Here is an 18,723-nt window from a genome sequence, read left to right as displayed (position 1 = left end):
ATAGATCCGCGCCATGCGTGGATGGCTGGGCCAGCCTCAGTGCCGACCAACGGTCGGCACCCACCAGGGCAGGCCGGGCAGTAGAAGCCGCTCGGCAGTAAATCCACGCCATGCGTGGATGGCTGGGCCAGCCTCAGTGCCGACCAACGGTCGGCACCCACCAGGGCAGGCCCGGCAGTAGAAGCCGCTCGGCAGTAGATCCACGCCATGCGTGGATGGCTGGGCCAGATTCAGTGCCGACCAAGGTCGGCACCCACCAGAGCGGGCTTGGCAGTAGATCCACGCCATGCGTGGATGCTCTGCCTGGAAGGAATCCTAAAGCTCCAGCACGCGCCGGTAACTCAACGGCCCACGCCCATCGCGCAGGCCCAACCGCAGTTCCAGCCCGGTGGCCGGCAGCACCTCGCCTTTGCTCGGCAGCAGCGCCCACCCGGCGCCCGGCTGCCAGGCGCGTACCTCGAATCGCTGCACATCCTGCGCCACCGCGATCCCCTTTGACGGATCCGGTGCGGGCAAAGGGTAGCGATCCGTCGCAACGCCACTGGCCCGCCACAGCGTGCTTCCCTGTCGCCACCAGCGAACACGTTGCCAGCGCAACCCGTCGCTGCCCAAGCTGCGGGTGATTTCCAGCGCAAAGCTGCCATCCGGATGCCGTTCGCTCACCAGCGAAGGGGGTAGCAGGCGCTGAGGCTGATCCGCCGGGCGCACCGCGCCGTTCATCAGCGCGTCGTCGGCACGCATCTCGATGTCGCGCTGGAACTGCTGCAGCACGCGCAGCGCCGTCGTGGTCTCGGCATCGGCCCGGCGCAGGCGTTGGTCGCTGCTGGCCACGCTGTCCAGCGCACGCCAGCAGATCAGTGCCAGCACGCCCATGATGGTGATCGCGATCATCACCTCGATCAGGGTGAAACCTGCTGCGGAATGCTTCATTGCGCCACCGTCCACGGCAGCTGCATCCGCGCCAGCGATTGCCGCGGTGCATCTTCGGCCACCACGCTGAGTTCCAGTTGCGGCTGTCCGTCACTCCCTGTGCCGATATGCTGCAGCACCAGGAAACTGCTGCGCCCCTGCACGCAGCGCTGCCGTGCATCCTGCGGCGGCTGCCCGGCCAGGCGCAGCTCCTGCCAGCGGTCCTGCGCACACATCAGTGCCAGCCGACGGTCGCGCAGGCGCGATTGATCATCGGTCGCCACCGCCACCGAACGCATCACCGCCGCCAGCGCAATCGAAACGATCGCCAATGCGATCAGCACTTCGATCAGGGTGAACCCGCGCATGTTCCGCTTCACTGCACGACCTGCAACTGTCCGCTGCCATCATCACGAAGACGCAGCTGGCGGCCCTGCAACGACAGCCTCAGCTCCCACGCCACGCCGATCCACTCCGGGCTCAGTTCAATCGGCGTGGTCGGTTGCACCGCGATGCCCGCCGGTTGCCATTGCTGCGGACGCAGAAGGTCATCGCGCTGCAGGTCAACCCAGCGGGTGCCTTCGCGGCGGCTGAAGCGGTAGCCGGCGGCGTCGGCCTGCCAGCGCAGGGGTCGGCCATCGATGCGCGCCTCGTCGCGCGCCACCTGCAGGCGCTGCGCCAGCCGTTCAGCTTCCTGCCGCAGCTGGCGCGCGGGGTCGAGCAGGCTGCCCAGGCCAAGGCCGATGCCCGCCGTGCAGATGCCGATGATCACCAGCACCACCATCAGTTCCAGCAGGGTGAAACCACGCGGCACGTGCTGCATCGACGTTGCCTCCTGTCCAGGTCGATGCCTGCCAGCGTAGGCCCGCATGATGAAACAAAAGCGTCAGCGGCAGCTGCTAGCGTGGGCAGACACGAACGTGGCGATGGTGCGGAACATGGATGGCAGGCGCTGGGATCGCAATCGCATGTTGACCCTGCTGGCGGCGACGCTGCTGCTGGCGGTGGTGGCCTATTGGGGCGTGACCCTGTCTGCGGTGGCGCCGACGGCGGCGGCCAGAGAAACGCACGCAGAGGCCCCTGCACGCCCCCTGTTCGATGCAGTGGCCAGCCTGCCGCTGGTGCGGTTGCTGTCCCCTGGTGCGGTGCAGACCGAGGTGGTCGTGCTGGGCGTGATGGCCGGCGACCACGCGCCGCTGGCGCTGCTTTCGGTGGATGGCCGTCCTGCCGAAGCCTACGCGCCGGGCCAGCGGTTGGGGCCCTGCACGGTTCTCGCCAGCATCAGCGCCAACGCGGTGGAGCTGAACCAGGCGGGGCAGTTGCGCAGCCTGCCGGTGCCTGAGCTGCCGCCGGTGCCGAGCGATGGCATCGTGCCCGCGGCACCGTAGTGCCGAGCCTACGCTCGGCTGCGTCTGGAAGAACAGTCGAGCCTGGCTCGACTCTACAGAATCCTGCCGAGCGATAGCTCGACCCTTCAAATCCTGCCAGGCGTGGGCTCGGCCCTACGGGCGCGCAGGCTCATCGCGCCGGACGCTGCGGTACCACCGAACGACCAAAGGCATCGCCCATGCGCTGTCGCGTGCCTTCGAGGTTGTACTGCATCAGCTGGTTGCCCGGCTGCCGCATCAGCCGTTCGGCCTCAGGCAATGCCGGTGACTTCGCCGCTTTCGATGCCGGCGCCAACTTGCGCTGCAGGCAGTCCCAGGCCGGAATGCGCTCGCCATTGACCTGTACTTCGATGCAGGGCGCGGCGTCTTCCTGCTTCTTCGCCTCGTCGGCGCGCACCGGGGCCAACACCAGCAGCAAGGCAAGGGCGAGGGCAGCGCGCAGTTCCACCATCAATGATTCACGCATCTCGAATCTTCCGCAGCAATCGACGTTCTGCAATGAAGACGTGTGGAGAAGGCAGGGTCCGCCTGCGTGCGTTGCGGTGCCGTCAAAAGATGACAGTGCTGTCACAAAACTGTTGGCGGTTTTGACGCGACGTACACGTCCTGTTGGTAGACCCACGCGCCGCTCCATGGCCCTTTCCTTCGATACGACGCGATGCCTTCGATGACTCCTGTTCCGTGCCGAGCTGTCCGCCTCCCGCTGCGCCTGCATCCGCTGGTGCTGGCCCTGGCGGCGCTGCCGCTGCCGCTGTCCGCGCAGGAGGCGGCGCCCGCGCCCAGCGTGAACATCAATGAGTACATCGTGCGCGGCAACACCGTGCTCGATCCGCGCCAGATCGAACGCGCGGTCGAGCCCTTCCTCGGACCGGGAAAGACCCTGGCCGATGTCGAGAAGGCACGCGATGCCGTCCATGCGCTGTACCAGCAGGCGGGCTACCAGTCGGTCTACGTGGAGCTGCCCGAGCAGCAGGTCAGCGGTGGCGTGGTGCTGCTGAAGGTACAGCAGACACCGATTGGCCAGCTGCGGGTCGTGGGGACGAAGCACGAATCGCCCGAACGCATCCGCGAACGCGTACCGGCACTTGCCGAGGGCAAGGTGCCGGACTTCGACCAGGCGCAGAAGGAACTGACCGCACTGAATGAGGGCGGGCGTCGCCAGGTGATGCCGCTGGTGCGCGAAGGCCAGGTGCCGGGCACGATGGATGTGGACCTGCAGGTCGAAGAGAAGTCGCCGTGGCGTGCCAGCGCGTCACTCAACAACGACCACAGCGCCGACACCGAGAAGCTGCGGCTGAGTGCGTCGCTGGCCTACGACAACCTGTGGAAGCGGGGGCACAGCGCCAACATCGGCGTGTACCTGGCGCCGGAAGATACAAAGCAGGCCAAGGTGTTCTCGGCCTCGTACACGATGCCGTTCGAAGGCACGCCGTGGAGCCTGGAAGCCTCCGGCTACAAGTCCGACAGCCGCGTGCTGAACGCGGGCGGACAAGTCGGTACCGGCACCGGAACCAATGTGATCGGCAACGGCCATTCGATCGGTCTCAAGCTCAACTATCGACTGGCCGGCAGCAGCCAGTGGTGGCGCCAGCTCAGCCTCGGCGTGGACTTCAAGGACACCGAGGAAGACACGCAGATGGGCAAGGAGAGCCTGAAGACGCCGCTGAAGTACGCGCCGATCACCCTGGGGTTTGTCGGTGTGCGCCAGGGCGAGCAGGATCAGTTGAGTATCAACACGCAGCTGGTGGCCGGTACCCGTCGTCTGTTCGGCTATGGCAGTGATGCCATCGGGTTCGGGCAGAAGCGCTACTGGGCAGACCCGAGTTTCGTCGCGTTCAAGGCGGACGTCGCCAACACGCACACGTTCAGCAGCGACTGGCAGTGGTATGTACGCGGCTCGTTGCAGGTGACCGATGCGCCGCTGGTGTCGGCCGAGCAGTTCGCCGCTGGTGGCATGTACACCGTGCGCGGCTATCTGTCGGCCGAGGCGATCGGCGATTACGGCGGCCTGGCCAGCCTGGAATGGCGCACCCCGGCATGGTCGCCGTGGAGCGGCACGGATCTGCGCGTCTACAGCTTTGCCGATGCCGCCTACCTGCGCCTGCGCCAGCCGCTGCCCGAACAGCGTGACAAGTACAACCTGGCCTCGGTGGGCCTGGGCGCGCAGCTGCGCCTGGGTGAACACCTGCAACTGCGCCTGGACTACGCCTGGCCCTACGCCGATGGCCCGGTCACGCGCAAGGACGACCCACGCCTGCATTTCAACATCAGCACCAGTTACTGACCCTTCCCTTGAACATGCGTTCTCCGGAGACCCTTCGCATGGACCGTTTGCTTTCCCGAGTGTTGTTGCTGCTGGCCGCGCTGGTTGCGCTGCCGGCCGCTGCGGCCGATGCCAATTGGTGGCAGGCCGAATGGAAGTACCGCAAGCCGATCACTGTCGACGCCGGCCCGCAGGGCGCGGGCCTGGCCGGTGATCCGGGTCGCACGCCGCTGCTGCTGCGCCTGCACACCGGCAACTTCGGCTTCGACGGCACCCAGGATGCGGGCAACGACCTGCGCTTTGTCTCGGGTGATGGCCGCACCGTGCTGGCCCACCAGATCGAACAGTTCGATCCCAAGCTGGGCCTGGCGCTGGTCTGGGTGGACGTGCCGGCGGTCAGCGCTGCGGCACCGCAGACGATCTGGATGTACTACGGCAATGAAAAGGCCCCCGCCAGCGGCAACGGCCAGCAGGTGTTCGATCCGGACTATACGCTGGTCTACCACTTCGCCGAGGCCAATGCGCCGGCACGCGACACCACCGCTTATGGCAACAATGCCGGTGCCGTGGTGCCGCCATCGGAAGGCTCGGTGATCGGCCGCGGCGTTCAGTTGGGTGCAGCCCCGCTGCCGCTGCCGGCCAGCGCATCGCTTGCGCAGGAGGCGGGCGCGCCGCTCACTGTTTCGGCCTGGATCAAGCCAGGCAGCAACAACGCTGCACAGGCGATCTACGCGCGTCGCGACGGTGCGTCCGAACTGGTGCTGGGTATCGAAAACCGGGTCCCGTTCGTGCAGCTCAATGGCCAGCGCAGCACGCCGGCGCAGCCGGTTCCGGAAGGGCAGTGGGCGCATGTGGCGCTGACCGCAGAGAAGGGTGCACTGCAGTTGTACCTCAATGGCCGCGTGGTCGCCCAGCTGAGCGGCGAGCTGCCGGCGCTGACCACCGCGCCGGTGGTGGGCGCCGATGCGCCGGGCGCGGTGCAGCCGCTGGCCAGCTTCGAAGGCGCGCTGGATGAGCTGCGTATCTCGCGCGTGGCACGTCCGGCCGCGCTGCTGCTGGCCGATGCCACCGCGCAGGGCGCCGACTCGCGCCTGATCAGCTACGGCGCCGACGAGCAGTCCGCCGGGCAGAGCCACTTCGCCTTCATCCTCAAGGCGATGCCGTTCGACGCCTGGGTGGTGGTCGCCATCCTCGGCCTGATGATGCTGCTGTCGTGGGCGATCATGATCGCCAAGGGGCGGCACTTCGGCCGTACCAGCAAGGCCAATGCAGTGTTCACCGAGAGCTTCGGCAAGCTGTCGGGTGTGCCGCTGCGCACCCTGTCCGACATGGACCGCCAGGGCAAGGCACCCACCGCGATGCACGACGGTTCGCTGTGGCGCATCTACCAGGTGGCCATCGATGAAATGCAGCAGCGTCACCAGCGCGACGGCAATAGTGGCTATCTCAGTGGTGCCACCATTGCGGCGATCCGCGCCTCGATGGATGCGGTGATGGTGCGCGAGCAGGAAGCGATGGCCCGGCGCATGAACTGGCTGTCGACCACCATCGAAGGCGCGCCGTACGTGGGCCTGTTCGGTACCGTGATCGGCATCATGCTGGTCTTCGTGGTGGCGGCAATGGCTGGCGCGGTGGACATCAATTCCGTGGCGCCCGGCATGGCGGCGGCGCTGCTGTGTACCGCTGCCGGCCTCGGCGTCGCGATCCCGGCGCTGTTCGGCTACAACTACCTGGGCGCGCGTGCCGAAGCGATCGGCGCGGACATGGCGGTGTTCATCGACGAGTTCGCCGCACGCCTGGCCGAAGAGCAGGACGGGCGCGGCCCGGCCGCGGTCCAGGGCTGAGGGGCGCGCCATGGGCCAGAAGGCGAAGTTCGGCATCAAGAAGCGCGAGAAGGGCATCAACGTGACGCCCTTCGTCGACGTGCTGCTGGTGGTGCTGGTGATCTTCATCCTGACCAGCAACGCCTCCATCCCCGGCATCGAGGTCAACCTGCCGAAGGCCAGCAACAGCGTCGCGCTGGAGAAGCCGAAGACCAAGGCGATCACCATCGACCCCAGTGGACAGGTGTTCCTGGATGCCTACCCGGTGACGATGGCCGAACTGGAAGACCGGCTGCGCACCGAGCGCGCGACCACGCCGGATTTCCCGGTGATCGTGCGCGGTGATGCGCAGGTGCAGTACGCCCGCGTGGTCGAGGTGCTGGACCTGCTGCGGCGGCTGGAGCTGGCCCAGGTCGGCCTGGTCACCGGCAAGGCGCAGGGCTGAGGCATGACGGCCCATCAACCCCCTCGGCCGGAGCCCGGCATGCGCGGTCGCCAGTTGCTGGTGACCGTCGCGCTGGTGCTGGCCGCGTTGCTGGTGCTCGGCATCGCCGTGTGGTGGATGCTGTTCAGGGACACTGCCAGTACCCGTCGGCCGGTGGTGCAGCCGCCGATGCTGGCGCTGCCGCCGCCCCCTCCGCCGCCGCCGCCACCGCCGGAAAAGCCGCCGGAACCCGAAACGCCGCCGGAAGAGACCATTCCCGAGCCGGAGCCGCTGGATCAGCCGACGCCGGCCGAAGAGCCGACCCCGACTCCGGACAATGCCGACCCGGTAACGATGGATGCCGATGCGCAGGCCGGTGGTGACAACTTCGGTATCCAGTCCGGCAGTGGCGGCGGTTCGTCCGGCGTTGGCCGTGGTGGCGCCGGCAACGCTACCTACGGCCGCTACCTGGGCTACCTGATGCAGCAGGCGATCTCGCGCGATGACAAGGTCAAGCGCCTGGCGTTCCAGCTGCAGGTGAATGTGTGGCTGGCCAACGATGGCCGCCTGGAAAAGGTCGAGCTGGTGCGCGGCAGTGGCAACGAGGAGGCCGACGCGGCCGTGCTCGATGCGCTGCGACGCATCGGCAAGGTCGACCAGGCACCGCCGCCGTCGCTCGATTTCCCCGCCCGCGTGCTGATCCAGGGCCGCCGGCCCGGGGCCTGATTCCCGACCTCCGTGATTTCCCTTCTTTCGATGAGAACCGTGATGAACGACCACGTCCGCGCACGAACCGACTCCCGCCGCCTGCGGCCGGCCCGACGGGCGCTGCTGTGCTGCGCCGTGCTGCTCAGCCTGGCCGCCCCGGCCGGTGCGATGGCCGCCGAAACCACCATGGTCAAGCTGATCAAGGGCTTGATCGCCAGTGGTGCGCTGAAGCCCGAAGACGGCCAGGCACTGCTGGTGCAGGCGGAGGCCGAAGCAGCGGCCGCCCAGCGCGGTACAGTCGCCGCGCCCTCGGCCGCCAGTGGTGGCGTGGCCCTGGAGGCCGGTGACGTGCGCGTGCCCTACGTGCCGCAGAGCGTGCGCGACGGCATCCGTGATGAGGTGCGCCAGGACGTGATGGCGCAGGCGAAATCGGAAGGCTGGGCGGCACCCAACGAAGTGGCCGAGTGGACCAAGCGCATCAAGGTCACCGGTGACATGCGTGTGCGCAGCGAGTCGCGCTTCTACTCCGAGCGCAACAGCGACATCGTGAGCAACTGGTCGTCGATCAATTCCGGCAACGGCTTCGACACCAACACCAACACCAACCTGCAGCTGCCGCCGCTGCTGAACACCCGCCAGGACCGCCGCAACCTGTGGCGCATCCGCGCCCGCCTGGGCATCGAGGCCACCATTGGCCAGCACACCACGGCCGGCGTGCGCCTGGCCAGCGGGAGCAGCAATGGCCCGGTGTCGACCACCGAGCAGCTGGGTGGCGGCCTGAGCAAGAAGGACGTGTGGCTGGACCAGGCCTGGCTGGCCTACAGCCCGGCGGACTGGGTGACGGTGCGCGGTGGCCGCTTCGGCAATCCGTTCTGGACCAGCGACACGCTGTTCTCCAACGACCTCAACTTCGATGGCCTGGCCGCGAACCTGAAGTACGACTTCAACGGCGGGGATCTCGATCTGTTCGGCAACCTCGCGGTGGTGCCGCTGGAGTACACCTCCGACAGCTCGCCCAGCCAGAGCCGGGTCAAGACCCCGAATGAGAACAAGTGGCTGTCCGGTGCGCAGGTAGGTGTGAACTGGCGCTTCAATGACGAGAATACGTTGCGCGCTGCATTGGGCTACTACGACTTCAAGAACATCAGCGGCCGCCTGTCCTCACCGTGCGCCCTGTACGCGGGTGCGGTGGGCTGTGACACCGACTGGTCGCGCCCGGCGTTCATGCAGAAGGGCAACACCCTGATGCTGATCCGCGACATCGCGCGCAATCCGCTGGACCCGGCCAACACGCCGACCCCGCAGTATGTCGGCCTGGCCTCGGCCTTCCGCCTGGCTACCTTGAACCTGCGTTGGGACACGCAGCTGGCACAGGGCGTCGGTCTGCGCCTGGACGGCGATTACATCCGCAACCTGGCCTACGACAAGCAGGCCATGTTCAGTCGCGCCCAGAACGGCATCGTCAACAACTACGGCGCCGGCGGTACCGCCAGCATCCACACCTTCCGCAGCGGCGACACCGCCTGGATGGTGCAGGCCACCTTCGGAGCCACCGAGCTGAAGGAGAAGGGTCAGTGGCAGGCGCTGCTGGGCTACAAGCACATCGAGGCCGATGCGCTGCCGGACGCCTACAACGATCCGAACTTCCACCTGGGCGGTACCAACGCCCGCGGCTACTACGTGGGCGGTGCCTACGCACTGGACGCGCGCAGCTGGATCAGCGGCAAGTGGATGGCGGCCAAGGAAGTGTCCGGTGCGCCGCTGTCGATCGACGTGTTCCAGCTGGAGTTCAACACCGGCTTCTGAGTGGCGGCGTGATGCGGATCACGTAGTGCGTGGCGGGGGCGCAGCGATGCGCCCGTCTAAGGAAAGGAGACCACGCGTTGTTCAAAAGGAGGAGTGGATGAGCCGTCGCAAGCTGTTCGAGAGTCCCGAACCGTCCAGCCAGATGCTGGGTGTTGGGCCGGCCTATGTTTCCGTCGAGGGCCTGCGCCAGCACCTGGCCGAGTTCCTGCTGTATGCAGGCCGGCCGGTGGTGATCATGCGCGGGCGCAGCGAGGTGGGCTATTTCCTGCCGGCGCGCTGCTGGCGCCAGCGTGACGATGATCCGCTGGCCGCCGCTGCCGCCGACCAGCTGCTGGAAGCGGCCGGTTTCCAGGCCGAAGACATCCAGCAGGTGGAGCAGGAATTCAACGCGATGCGCCAGCGCACCGTGCTGCATTCACGGCGCTGAGCTTTCGCCTCTACAGTAGATCCACGCCATGCGTGGATGGGGTTACGCTGCAGCCCCACGCTCACTGGTGATGCGCGCACCCTCGCGCATCACCAGGGTCACCGGGGTCTTTTCCACCACCTCCAGCAACCGCTGCCACTGCGCATCGCTCAGCTCGGCGCTGGCATGCAGCACGCGGTGCACATGGAAGCGACCATCCGCGTCACGTTCCGAACGCAGCTCGGCATGGAACTCGCCCAGTTCCCAGCCCTTGCGCTGCGCGTACATGCGCAGGGTGATGGCGGTGCACGCCGCCAGCGAGGCCAGGTACAGGTCGAACGGTGCGAAGCCCTTGCCCTGGCCGCCCAGTGAGGCGGGCTCGTCCGCATCCACAGCGAATGTGCCATTGCTGATGTGGTGCAGGTAGTTGTCGGCGGTTGAAACAATGCGTGCGTAGGCCATCACGTTCTCCATCTATCTGTGGCGTCGAGCCATGCTCGACTGCTCCAAAAGGCGGCGCCAGCCGGGACCGGCGCCGCCACCCAATCACTCGGTACGATCGTACGAGAACTGGATGCCTGCCGTACCACCGGTTTCAATGAAGAGGTTCATGAAGGCCGGCACCGTTTCCGAACGGGCCCAGTCGCGCTGCAGCTCGCAGAACAGCTGCGGCACGCTGATCAGCTCGCCACCGGCCTGTTCGATGCGGCGCAGTGCCGCATCGTGCGCGGCCAGCGAGGTACCGCCGACGGCGTCGGCCACCACATACACCTCATAGCCTTCCTTCAACGCATCCAGGGCCGGGAAAGTCAGGCACGCCTCGGTCCACAGCGCGGTCATGATCAGCTTGCGGCGGCCGGTGGCTTCCACCGCCTTGCGGAACTCGATGTCCTCCCAGGAGTTGATGGTGGTGCGGTCGTAGGTGGGGTAGTCACCCAGCACCTTGCGCAGCTGTGGAATCGGCGGCTTGTTCAGGCCGGTCTTGACGTTTACCGTCGAATGCACGATCGGCAAACCATAGGCGACGGCGGCTTTGGCGGTGCCGACGATGTTGTTGACCAGCAACTGGCGGTCCATCGAGGCGATGGAGTTCACCTGCACCGGCTGGTAGTCGATGATGATGAAGGCGGAATTCTGCGGGGTCAGCAGATGATCGCTGGCCGGGTCGCGGATCGGTTCACTGGACATGGTGGGTCTCCATTGCAGGAGCGGCGCGAGGCCGCGGGGGAATGCCCGGGGGCGGGCAGGGGCAGGATGGCAGGGCAGGGGACGCGGCTATTCGGCGTCCAGGGCGCCGCTGTCGTGGACGATGCGGCCGCCGACCAGGGTGAGCAGCGAGCGCAGCGAGTGGATGCGACGGGCCGGCATGGTCAGGTAGGGTTGGTCGAGCACAGCAAGATCAGCCAGCTTTCCCGCGGTGAGAGAACCGCGCTCGTCTTCGGCAAACGACAGCCAGGCCGCATTGCGGGTGAACAGGCGCAGTGCCGCATCGCGGGTGATGAGGTTGTCCTCGCTGCGGCGCACGCCTGCCGGTGGCTGGCCGTCAACGTGGTACTGGATGGCCTGCCAGACGCCTGCCACGCCGATGCGGGTGGAGTCGGTGCCACCCGCCACCGGAACGCCGAGCGCCATCGCGGCCCGCACCGGGGCGCTGGACGCCGCAACCTGTGCCGTGTTGGCGGCATGGATCGCGGTGGTTTCGAAGTACGGTCCCATCTGTACGCTGTAGGCCAGCCCGAGCCGGGCCATGCGCTGCAACGTCCGCTGTGACCCGGTGTTCAGGTGCGCGATCGCCCAGCGCAGCGGCCGCAGGTCATGATCGCGCGCCACCACCTCGAAGGCGTCCAGGATGGCATCGGCGGCATCATCGGTATATGCGTGGATCTCCAGCGGGATGCGCCGCTCCGCGGCCAGCCGGGCGACCTCGATCAGCTCCTGCCGGGCCTCGGCCGGCGGATCGAAGCCAGGCCCCATCAGGACGCCGTCGTTCATGGCGGTGACCAGGTTCTCACCCAGGCCGAGGAAGGCGATGTCGCCATCGTCGTGCCGGTTCGGACGGAACGCCATCACGTTGCGGAACCACTCGGCTTCATCACCGTGGATGCCGGCCGGAATGCGGTAGCCGGCGCGCAGCGTCAGCCCGCCCTGGTCGCGTAGCTTGAACAGGGGTTCGTAGGACGATGGTGGGCCGGCGGACGGATCGATGAATCCGGTCACGCCCTGCGCGTTGAGGGCAGCGAAGAAGGTCCGCAGGCTCTTTTCGTGATCGGTGCTGGCACTGATCTGCGCGAACAGTGCATTGAATGGACCGATACCACCGGACAGGCGGCCGGTGGCCTGTCCGTCATTGTCGCGCTCGACGATGATGCCCGGGGGCAGGCGGGGCTGCTCGCCCTGCAGATCCAGCGCTGCGATGCCGGCACGGTTGAGCAGGGCGTAGTCGTACAGATGCTGCACGTAGACCGGCCTGTCCGGCAGGGCGGCATCGAGCTCGGCGCGGGTCGGGGCCCGGCCCTCCGCGAACTGTTCGGGATGCCACGCACCGACCACGGCGGCCCATTGCCCGTCAGGCTTGCGCTGGGCATCGCGCTGCAGCCGCTGCAGCGCCTCGGACAGCGTGGGAGCGTCGAACCAGTAGGTTTCGAAGGTGAACGTCTGGCCGCCACGGATTGCGTGGATGTGCGTGTCGATCAGGCCCGGAACGACGGTGCGCCGTTGCAGGTCGATGACCCGGGTGCTGGGGCCGATATGACGTTGCATGGCGCGGTCACTGCCGACCGCCAGGATTCGCTCGCCGCGGATGGCAAGCGCGCTGGCGCGTGGCGTATTGCTGTCCTGGGTCAACAGCAGGCCATTGCGCAGCACCAGGTCGGCCGGCTCGGCCGCTGCCGCCACGGTTGGCAGCACAAGCATGAAGAGGAGGAGCAGTACGCGCATGGAAGTGTCTCGCTCTGGGGGGAGGGGGCAATCGCCGCGGGGCGCTGGGGTGGCGGAGGCATCCAGTGCTTCCCCGGTGATGTGGATCCGCCATCGGCGGGTTGTTGGGGCGTCGCGGCCTCAGTAGCGCCAGAGCGCCTCAAGGCCGATGAAATGGACGGTGTCGGCGCGCCCGGTGTCCCGGATGAAGCGACCCGGCCTGAAGATCGAATAGGCCGCTTCGACGCTGAGCTGGCGGGAGATCTCGCGCCCCAGCACCAGATCCGCCTGCGTGCCGATGTACCGGGCGCGGCTGTTGCCTGCCGGCCGCAGCAGGTTTCCGGCAACGCCATACACGCCGTCGCGCACGCTCTGCCGCCAGTAGAATACGGCTGCACTGGCCAATGACCAGCCACCACCCAGATCCAGTTCCAGCGAGGGGTGCAGGTTGATCAGGTTGCTCGGGCCGACCTGGCCGCTTTCGCCGAAGTACTTGCCCTTCGGGAACATCATGTTGAAGGTCTGCAACGCGCGATCGTCGGGGTCACGGTCGCCGCTGATGATGTTGGCCTTCAGGCCGAGCCGTGGCGACAGCGGCCACGCATCGAAGCGATGGCGCACATCGCTGGCGACCGACCACGCACGTACCGGCGCGCCGGCGAAACTACCGTACTGGAAGAATCCCTCCAGGTCCCAGCTCCATCCGTTGCGACGACCCGACCAACGGCTGCCAAGCGTATTGCGGGTTTCGGCACCTTCTCCCTGATCGTAGCGGGCGTGATCGCTGGACAGGCCCAGGTAGTAGAGATCCAGGCCGGTATCGCAGTGGTTTCCGGGGTCCTGGAAGGTGGTGTACACGCCCCACACGCGCCGCTGCGGATCACCACGGTCATTGAAGGAACCCATGGCATTGCGTACCGGGCGCAGCAGGAAGGCTTCGGTACGGGAGTGCGACGTCAGCCACGCGAGCAGGCCACCATCGAATGCGCGCAGGACATTGGGTCCATAGCGCACCGAAACCAGGCGCTCGCTGCCGTAGGCCAGTACCTGCCGGCCCACGCGCAAGGTCGCACCTGCGTCGCGCGAGGGCAGCGAAAGATCGACGAAGCCCTGCAGGACCTCGGCGCCGGTATCGTCCACCGGGCCGATGGTGCTGTCGTCGCGACGGGCATGGGTCAGGTTGAGTTGGGTGAATACCCTCGCATGCTCGTTGAGCTTCAGATCGGCGTACGGCAGCGCACGATAGAGCGCACTGCCGTCGCGCTTGACAGGTGCGTGCCCGAACTCATTACGGGTGTAGTGCTCGTAGCGCGCACGCAGCTCGGCGCCGACGGTCAGGCTGCCGGATGCACCGAACGGCATCCATTTTCCCTTCTCCCACCAGGCGCCGGAACGGAAGGCCGGATCCTGCAGGTAGCGGTAGTCTTCGCTGTAGCGCCACGGATCGATGGCGGGTGGTGACGGCACGATCTCTTCCGCGCCGGCCGCAGCGGCGAACAGGGCGGCAAGCGCGCCCATCGAACGCGCCGCGATGCCTGCTGCAGGGAAACCTGGCCAACGCATGATCGCCTCCTATGCAGGCTGGAAGAAGGAAGGGCAAAGCAGGGCGGCGGCGCTGCGGCGCACCGCCCCGCATGGCGTCAGCTGCGCTGCGAATCCAGCTGTTCGTGGTTCTTCTGCACGTCCTGCGCCTTCAGGTAGCTTTCGATCAGCAGCTGGTAGTTCGGGAAGATCTTCGTGTAGACCTCGGCCCACTGCTGGGCATCGTCGCGGTTCCAGGTGCGCTGGATCTCCGAGGCCACCGCGGCGGTGTCCATCGGCACCACGCCTGCCTGCACCACGCGGGCCAGGGTGATCTCCTCGGCCATCTTCGAGTAGGTGCCGGACGCGTCGATGACTGCGAACACCTGGTAGCCATCGGCAACGGCGGCGATCGACGGGAAGGCCATGCACACGCTGGTGATGGTGCCGGCAATGATCAGCTGCTTGCGGCCGGTGGCCTTCACCGCGGCAACGAATTCCGGGTTGTCCCAGGCGTTGATCTCACCCTTGCGTGCCACGTACTGGGCATGCGGGGCCGCGTCGTGGATCTCCGGGATCAGCGGGCCGTTCGGGCCCTGCGGAACAGAGGCGGTGGTGATCACTGGCATCTTTGCCAGCGTGGCCATCTTCGCCAGCGCGGTGGCGTGGGCGCGCACGCTGGTGAACGGCATGTCACCGATGGTCTGGAACAGGCCGCTCTGATGGTCGATCAGCAGCATCGCAGCGTTGTCCGGATCGATCACCGGGCGGGCACCGTTGAAGTTGGCGGGGGTACTCATGGTCAGTCTCCTGGAGAAGGTGGGCGATGGCCCGGAAGGTGCGGCGGGCCAATGCCCGCCGCACTGAAACGATCAGTGCGCGATCTGGCCGAAGCGGCCGCTGTTGAAGTCGTTGACCGCCTGCGCGATCTCGGCTTGGCTGTTCATCACGAACGGGCCATAGCCCACCACCGGCTCGTCGATCGGTTCACCGCTGAGCAGCAGCACGGTGGCGTCGCTGTCGGCGTCGACGAACACGTCCTCGCCGCTGCGGTCGAAGGTGACCAGCTGTGCCTCGCCGACCGGCTGGCCGCCGTTGATCCGCACCGTGCCCTTCAGCACCACCAGCGCCAGCGTGCGGCCATCGGCCACCGGCAGTTCGGCGTGGTGACCCTGGCGCAGGCGGATGTCCCAGACATCCATCGGCGTGTGGGTGCGGGCCGGGCCGGCATGACCGTCGAAGCGACCGGCGATGACACGCACGCGGCCGGCGCCTTCAGGCAGTTCAACCGAGGGGATCTGTGCGTCGAGCAGGGTCTGGTAGCCCGGTGCACCCATCTTGTCCTGCGCCGGCAGGTTCACCCACAGCTGGACCATGTCCAGCGTGCCGCCGCGCTTGCTGAACTCCGGTGTGTGGAACTCCTCGTGGAGGATGCCGGAGGCCGCGGTCATCCACTGCACGTCACCCGGGCCGATGGTGCCGCCGGCGCCGGTTGAATCGCGGTGGGCGACCTCGCCCTCATAGACGATGGTGACGGTCTCGAAACCGCGATGCGGATGCTGGCCGACCCCGCGCGGGGTATCGCTGGGGGCGAAGGTATAAGGGCCGGCGTAGTCCAGCAGCAGGAACGGGCTCAGGTGCTGGCCGTGGGTGTTGTAGGAAAACATCGAGCGGGCGGGGAATCCGTCGCCCACCCAGTGCGGGCGCGGGGCGCTGTAGGTACCGGTGACACGCTTCATGGCGATCTCCTGGCCGGGGCTGCCGGCCGCTGTTCTTCGTTGCAGGAGACGATATCGCCGCGACAATTGGGCCGGTAGACGCCAATATTTGCCGTCATAGTCCTATCTGGTGAACAATGGGTGCGCGCCTTGCGCCACAGGAGATCGCCCCGTGTTCATCGCTGATATCCGCCGTTGCGACCTCAACGACCTGTTCTACTTCGCCATGGTGGTCGAGCACGGCGGCTTCTCGCAGGCCGGCCGGGCGCTGGCCATGCCGAAGTCGAAACTGAGCCGGCGCATCGCGCTGCTGGAGGAACGGTTGGGCGTGCGCCTGATCCAGCGCTCGACCCGGCGTTTCTCGGTCACCGAGGTCGGCCAGGACTACTACCGCCACTGCAAGGCGATGCTGGTCGAAGCCGAAGCGGCCGAAGAAGCGATTGCGATGTCGCGCGCCGAGCCGCGCGGCACGATCCGCCTGGCGTGCCCGATCGCGATCCTGCATGCGCGCATCGGCACGATGCTGGCCGACTTCCTGGCCCAGCACCCGCAGGTGACGGTGCAGCTGGACGCCACCAACCGGCGCGTCGACGTGGTGGGCGAGGGTGTGGACGTGGCGATCCGCGTGCGGCCGCCGCCACTGGAGGACAGCGACCTGGTGGTACGCGTGCTGGCGCGTCGGGTCTGGTGTACCAGTGCCAGTCCGGCGCTGCTGCAGCGGCTGGGCACGCCGCAGGTGCCGGCCGACCTGGCGATGATGCCGACCGTCGATCTGGCATCGCCCAGCCAGCAGCATGTATGGGAATACACCGGGCCGGGCGACGTGCTGGCCAGCGTGCATCATCGCCCGCGGCTGGTCAGCGATGACATGATTGCGTTGCGCACCGCTGCGGTGGCCGGGGTGGGGTTGCTGATGCTGCCGCGGATGATGATCAGTGACGAACTGGCCAGTGGCGCGCTGGTGCCGGTGCTGCCGGAGTGGGTGCCCAAGCATGGCATCGTGCACGCGGTGTTTCCGTCGCGACGCGGCCTGTTGCCGGCGGTGCGTGCACTGATCGATTACCTCGCCGAACGCTTCGAGGCGCTGGAGGAACCCTAGCTCTTCCATCCACGCATGGCGTGGATCTACTGGACCTGTGCCTTGGTAGATCCACGCCATGCGTGGATGAAGCTCTCGGCCGCGGCTTGCCGCCTGCGACCGCGCAGCCCACAATCCACGTCCGGACCGTCGCCATCACGCCCATCATTCCCCGGTCCGGCCTTGGCACCTATGTCTCCCAATGCCCTGGCGCTGGTCGAGCTGCTGATCCGCGAGCGCCGTGCGTTGTCTCGCTTCATCGCGCGCTATCTCGACCCGGCCAGTACCGAGGACACCCTGCAGAACCTGTACCTGAAGGCCAGCAGCGTGCCCGGCGATCCGCCCATCCTGGAGCCGCGTGGCTATCTGTACCGGATGGCCTACCACCACGCGCTCAACCGCAGCCAGTCCGACGCCCGCGAGCGGCATGCGATGGCCGAGTACGCCCTCGACATGGCCGAGGCGGGCCACGACGGCGAGGCGCATGCGCTGGACCAGGCACAACTGCGCGAGATCACCCGGACCATCCTCGCGCTGCCGGCGCAGGTGCGTGAGTGCTTCGTGCTCAACCGCTACCTGGGCCTGAGCGAGCGCGAGATCGCCACCCGGCTGGGTATTTCCAAGAGCCTGGTCGGCAAGCACGTGCTGCGCGCGGCACTGTTGATCCAGCAGCACCAGCAGGGAATGCATCGATGAGCGGCGATTGCCGTGGGCAGATCGCGCCCGCCGTTGTCACAACAGGAAGGCGCACCCGTTCGTGGTGCGGCAGGCCACAACCATGACCACGTCCGAACCCTCGCCGCGTCAGGCCAGGCAGGCGTTGCGCTGGGTGATCCAGTGCAGTGCAGGCCCGCTGCCGGAACGCCAGCAACGAGCCCTGCAGCGCTGGCTGCAGGCCGATCCGCGCCATGCGCTGGCCTGGCGCCAGCAGCAGGCCTTCTGGCAAGGGTTGGATGCCGCCGGGCCCGAAGTGCTGGCCGCGCTGCCCGGGCTGACCGCAGATCGGCAGGGGCTGCGCCCGATCGCACCGCGCCGCCGCCTGCCCTGGCTGCTGGCCAGTGCCGCGGGGGTGGTGCTGATGGTTGCCGCTGCGCCACACGCGCTGTTGCTGGCACGCAGTGACGTGCGCAGCAGCGATGCACCGCGCGTGGTGCAGCTGGAGGACGGCAGCACCGCCGTACTCGATGCGGGCACCGCATTGGCGGTTGCGTTCGATGGCCAGCAGCGGCACCTGCGCCTGCTGCGCGGCCAGGCCTGGTTCCAGGTGGCCCATGAGGCGCGACCGTTCCAGGTCGAGGCGGCGGGCGGCCTGGTCCGTGACATCGGTACCGCCTTCAGTGTGTCGATGCTGGATACCACGGTCACCACCCAGGTCAGCGAGGGTGTGGTCGACGTGCGTCCGGGCGATGGCAGCGTACAGCGCCTGCATGCGGGGCAGTCACGCGTGTTCCGTGACGGTCGCTGGCTGCAGCCAATGCAGCTGGAAGAAGCCGAGACCATGGCGCCGTGGCGGCGGGGCGAGGTGGTGATCGACGATCAGCCGGCCGCGCAGGCCATCGCCGATCTGGCGCGCTACCGTCGTGCCCCGGTCTGGGTACTGGGCGGGCGGGGCGCAAGCGTACGGGTCAGTGGCCTGTTCCACCTGCAGCAACCAGAGACGGCCATCGATGCGGTGGCCGCGCAGGCAGGACTGCGCGTGCAGCGCTTGCCCGGCGGCGCGCTGGTGCTGTGGTGAGGCCCGCGCAGCACCCCGGATGAACGAG

The 18,723-nt window shown here is 67.4% G+C and carries 20 protein-coding genes; 10 read left to right on the top strand and 10 right to left on the bottom strand.

Translation table 11 applies throughout. From position 1 onward, the window contains the following. Positions 1-315 precede the first annotated feature (315 nt). The 3 genes from JLDANKMP_RS13125 to gspH are packed head-to-tail and all read right to left on the bottom strand — an operon-like array spanning position 316 to position 1,732. Positions 316-930: a prepilin-type N-terminal cleavage/methylation domain-containing protein gene (locus tag JLDANKMP_RS13125; RefSeq protein WP_212561351.1), complete on the bottom strand. Its 615-nt coding sequence runs from the start codon at positions 928-930 to the stop codon at positions 316-318. Then, a complete protein-coding gene (gspI, locus tag JLDANKMP_RS13120; protein WP_249336910.1) occupies positions 927-1,277 on the bottom strand; it encodes a type II secretion system minor pseudopilin GspI in 351 nt (116 codons plus the stop codon). Before gspI ends, JLDANKMP_RS13125 begins: the two co-directional genes overlap by 4 nt. A gap of 8 nt (positions 1,278-1,285) precedes the next feature. Beyond that, positions 1,286-1,732, bottom strand: coding sequence for a type II secretion system minor pseudopilin GspH (gspH, locus tag JLDANKMP_RS13115; protein WP_049470211.1), 447 nt, complete (start codon positions 1,730-1,732; stop codon positions 1,286-1,288). A 103-nt stretch (positions 1,733-1,835) separates the two neighbouring features. Here gspH and JLDANKMP_RS13110 point away from each other — a divergent pair, with 103 nt between their 5' ends. After that, entirely contained in the window at positions 1,836-2,297 is a 462-nt protein-coding gene (locus JLDANKMP_RS13110) for a general secretion pathway protein (protein WP_192576940.1), read from the top strand. A 130-nt stretch (positions 2,298-2,427) separates the two neighbouring features. Here JLDANKMP_RS13110 and JLDANKMP_RS13105 read toward each other — a convergent pair whose 3' ends face one another. Further along, positions 2,428-2,763: a hypothetical protein gene (locus tag JLDANKMP_RS13105; RefSeq protein ID WP_049396083.1), complete on the bottom strand. Its 336-nt coding sequence runs from the start codon at positions 2,761-2,763 to the stop codon at positions 2,428-2,430. A 201-nt stretch (positions 2,764-2,964) separates the two neighbouring features. Here JLDANKMP_RS13105 and JLDANKMP_RS13100 point away from each other — a divergent pair, with 201 nt between their 5' ends. The 6 genes from JLDANKMP_RS13100 (at position 2,965) to JLDANKMP_RS13075 (ending at position 9,748) form a co-directional block, all read left to right on the top strand. Continuing rightward, positions 2,965-4,581: a ShlB/FhaC/HecB family hemolysin secretion/activation protein gene (locus JLDANKMP_RS13100; protein ID WP_212561349.1), complete on the top strand. Its 1,617-nt coding sequence runs from the start codon at positions 2,965-2,967 to the stop codon at positions 4,579-4,581. Positions 4,582-4,619: 38 nt separating this feature from the next. Next, on the top strand, positions 4,620-6,404 hold the full coding sequence (locus JLDANKMP_RS13095; RefSeq protein WP_049454606.1) for a MotA/TolQ/ExbB proton channel family protein: 1,785 nt from the start codon (positions 4,620-4,622) through the stop codon (positions 6,402-6,404). Positions 6,405-6,414: 10 nt separating this feature from the next. Then, the gene (locus JLDANKMP_RS13090; RefSeq protein ID WP_005409874.1) at positions 6,415-6,828 is read left to right on the top strand and encodes a biopolymer transporter ExbD; all 414 of its coding nucleotides are present in this window, start codon (positions 6,415-6,417) and stop codon (positions 6,826-6,828) included. A 39-nt stretch (positions 6,829-6,867) separates the two neighbouring features. Next, positions 6,868-7,533 carry a cell envelope integrity protein TolA gene (locus tag JLDANKMP_RS13085; protein WP_059034588.1) on the top strand — a complete coding sequence of 222 codons (666 nt, stop codon included), beginning with the start codon at positions 6,868-6,870 and terminating at the stop codon, positions 7,531-7,533. A 42-nt stretch (positions 7,534-7,575) separates the two neighbouring features. Beyond that, entirely contained in the window at positions 7,576-9,321 is a 1,746-nt protein-coding gene (locus tag JLDANKMP_RS13080) for a putative porin (protein WP_212561348.1), read from the top strand. A 97-nt stretch (positions 9,322-9,418) separates the two neighbouring features. Then, positions 9,419-9,748: a hypothetical protein gene (locus tag JLDANKMP_RS13075; RefSeq protein ID WP_212561347.1), complete on the top strand. Its 330-nt coding sequence runs from the start codon at positions 9,419-9,421 to the stop codon at positions 9,746-9,748. A gap of 42 nt (positions 9,749-9,790) precedes the next feature. Here the strand turns inward: JLDANKMP_RS13075 and JLDANKMP_RS13070 are convergent, their stop codons facing one another. The 6 genes from JLDANKMP_RS13070 to JLDANKMP_RS13045 all read right to left on the bottom strand — a co-directional run bounded on the left by JLDANKMP_RS13070 (position 9,791) and on the right by JLDANKMP_RS13045 (position 15,903). Beyond that, on the bottom strand, positions 9,791-10,189 hold the full coding sequence (locus JLDANKMP_RS13070) for an OsmC family protein (protein ID WP_005413631.1): 399 nt from the start codon (positions 10,187-10,189) through the stop codon (positions 9,791-9,793). Between the two features lie 84 nt (positions 10,190-10,273). Further along, on the bottom strand, positions 10,274-10,915 hold the full coding sequence (locus JLDANKMP_RS13065) for a hydrolase (protein WP_212561346.1): 642 nt from the start codon (positions 10,913-10,915) through the stop codon (positions 10,274-10,276). Positions 10,916-11,002: 87 nt separating this feature from the next. After that, positions 11,003-12,664 (bottom strand): amidohydrolase, encoded by a 1,662-nt coding sequence (locus JLDANKMP_RS13060; RefSeq protein ID WP_212561345.1) that lies wholly within the window; start codon positions 12,662-12,664, stop codon positions 11,003-11,005. A 120-nt stretch (positions 12,665-12,784) separates the two neighbouring features. Further along, the gene (locus JLDANKMP_RS13055; RefSeq protein WP_212561344.1) at positions 12,785-14,206 is read right to left on the bottom strand and encodes an alginate export family protein; all 1,422 of its coding nucleotides are present in this window, start codon (positions 14,204-14,206) and stop codon (positions 12,785-12,787) included. A 77-nt stretch (positions 14,207-14,283) separates the two neighbouring features. After that, on the bottom strand, positions 14,284-14,964 hold the full coding sequence (locus tag JLDANKMP_RS13050; RefSeq protein ID WP_005409868.1) for a hydrolase: 681 nt from the start codon (positions 14,962-14,964) through the stop codon (positions 14,284-14,286). A 72-nt stretch (positions 14,965-15,036) separates the two neighbouring features. Then, positions 15,037-15,903: a pirin family protein gene (locus tag JLDANKMP_RS13045; RefSeq protein WP_005409867.1), complete on the bottom strand. Its 867-nt coding sequence runs from the start codon at positions 15,901-15,903 to the stop codon at positions 15,037-15,039. 151 nt (positions 15,904-16,054) lie between these two features. Here JLDANKMP_RS13045 and JLDANKMP_RS13040 point away from each other — a divergent pair, with 151 nt between their 5' ends. The 3 genes from JLDANKMP_RS13040 (at position 16,055) to JLDANKMP_RS13030 (ending at position 18,695) form a co-directional block, all read left to right on the top strand. Continuing rightward, entirely contained in the window at positions 16,055-16,981 is a 927-nt protein-coding gene (locus JLDANKMP_RS13040; RefSeq protein ID WP_044570309.1) for a LysR family transcriptional regulator, read from the top strand. A 171-nt stretch (positions 16,982-17,152) separates the two neighbouring features. Next, on the top strand, positions 17,153-17,656 hold the full coding sequence (locus tag JLDANKMP_RS13035) for an RNA polymerase sigma factor (RefSeq protein WP_212561343.1): 504 nt from the start codon (positions 17,153-17,155) through the stop codon (positions 17,654-17,656). An 82-nt stretch (positions 17,657-17,738) separates the two neighbouring features. Further along, the gene (locus JLDANKMP_RS13030) at positions 17,739-18,695 is read left to right on the top strand and encodes a FecR domain-containing protein (protein ID WP_212561342.1); all 957 of its coding nucleotides are present in this window, start codon (positions 17,739-17,741) and stop codon (positions 18,693-18,695) included. Positions 18,696-18,723 lie beyond the last annotated feature (28 nt).

It is taken from the genome of Stenotrophomonas sp. PE591, assembly GCF_018320795.1.
In the GTDB taxonomy this organism is placed as follows: Bacteria; Pseudomonadota; Gammaproteobacteria; order Xanthomonadales; family Xanthomonadaceae; genus Stenotrophomonas; species Stenotrophomonas maltophilia.
This window is presented reverse-complemented; position numbering and strand designations above follow the sequence as displayed.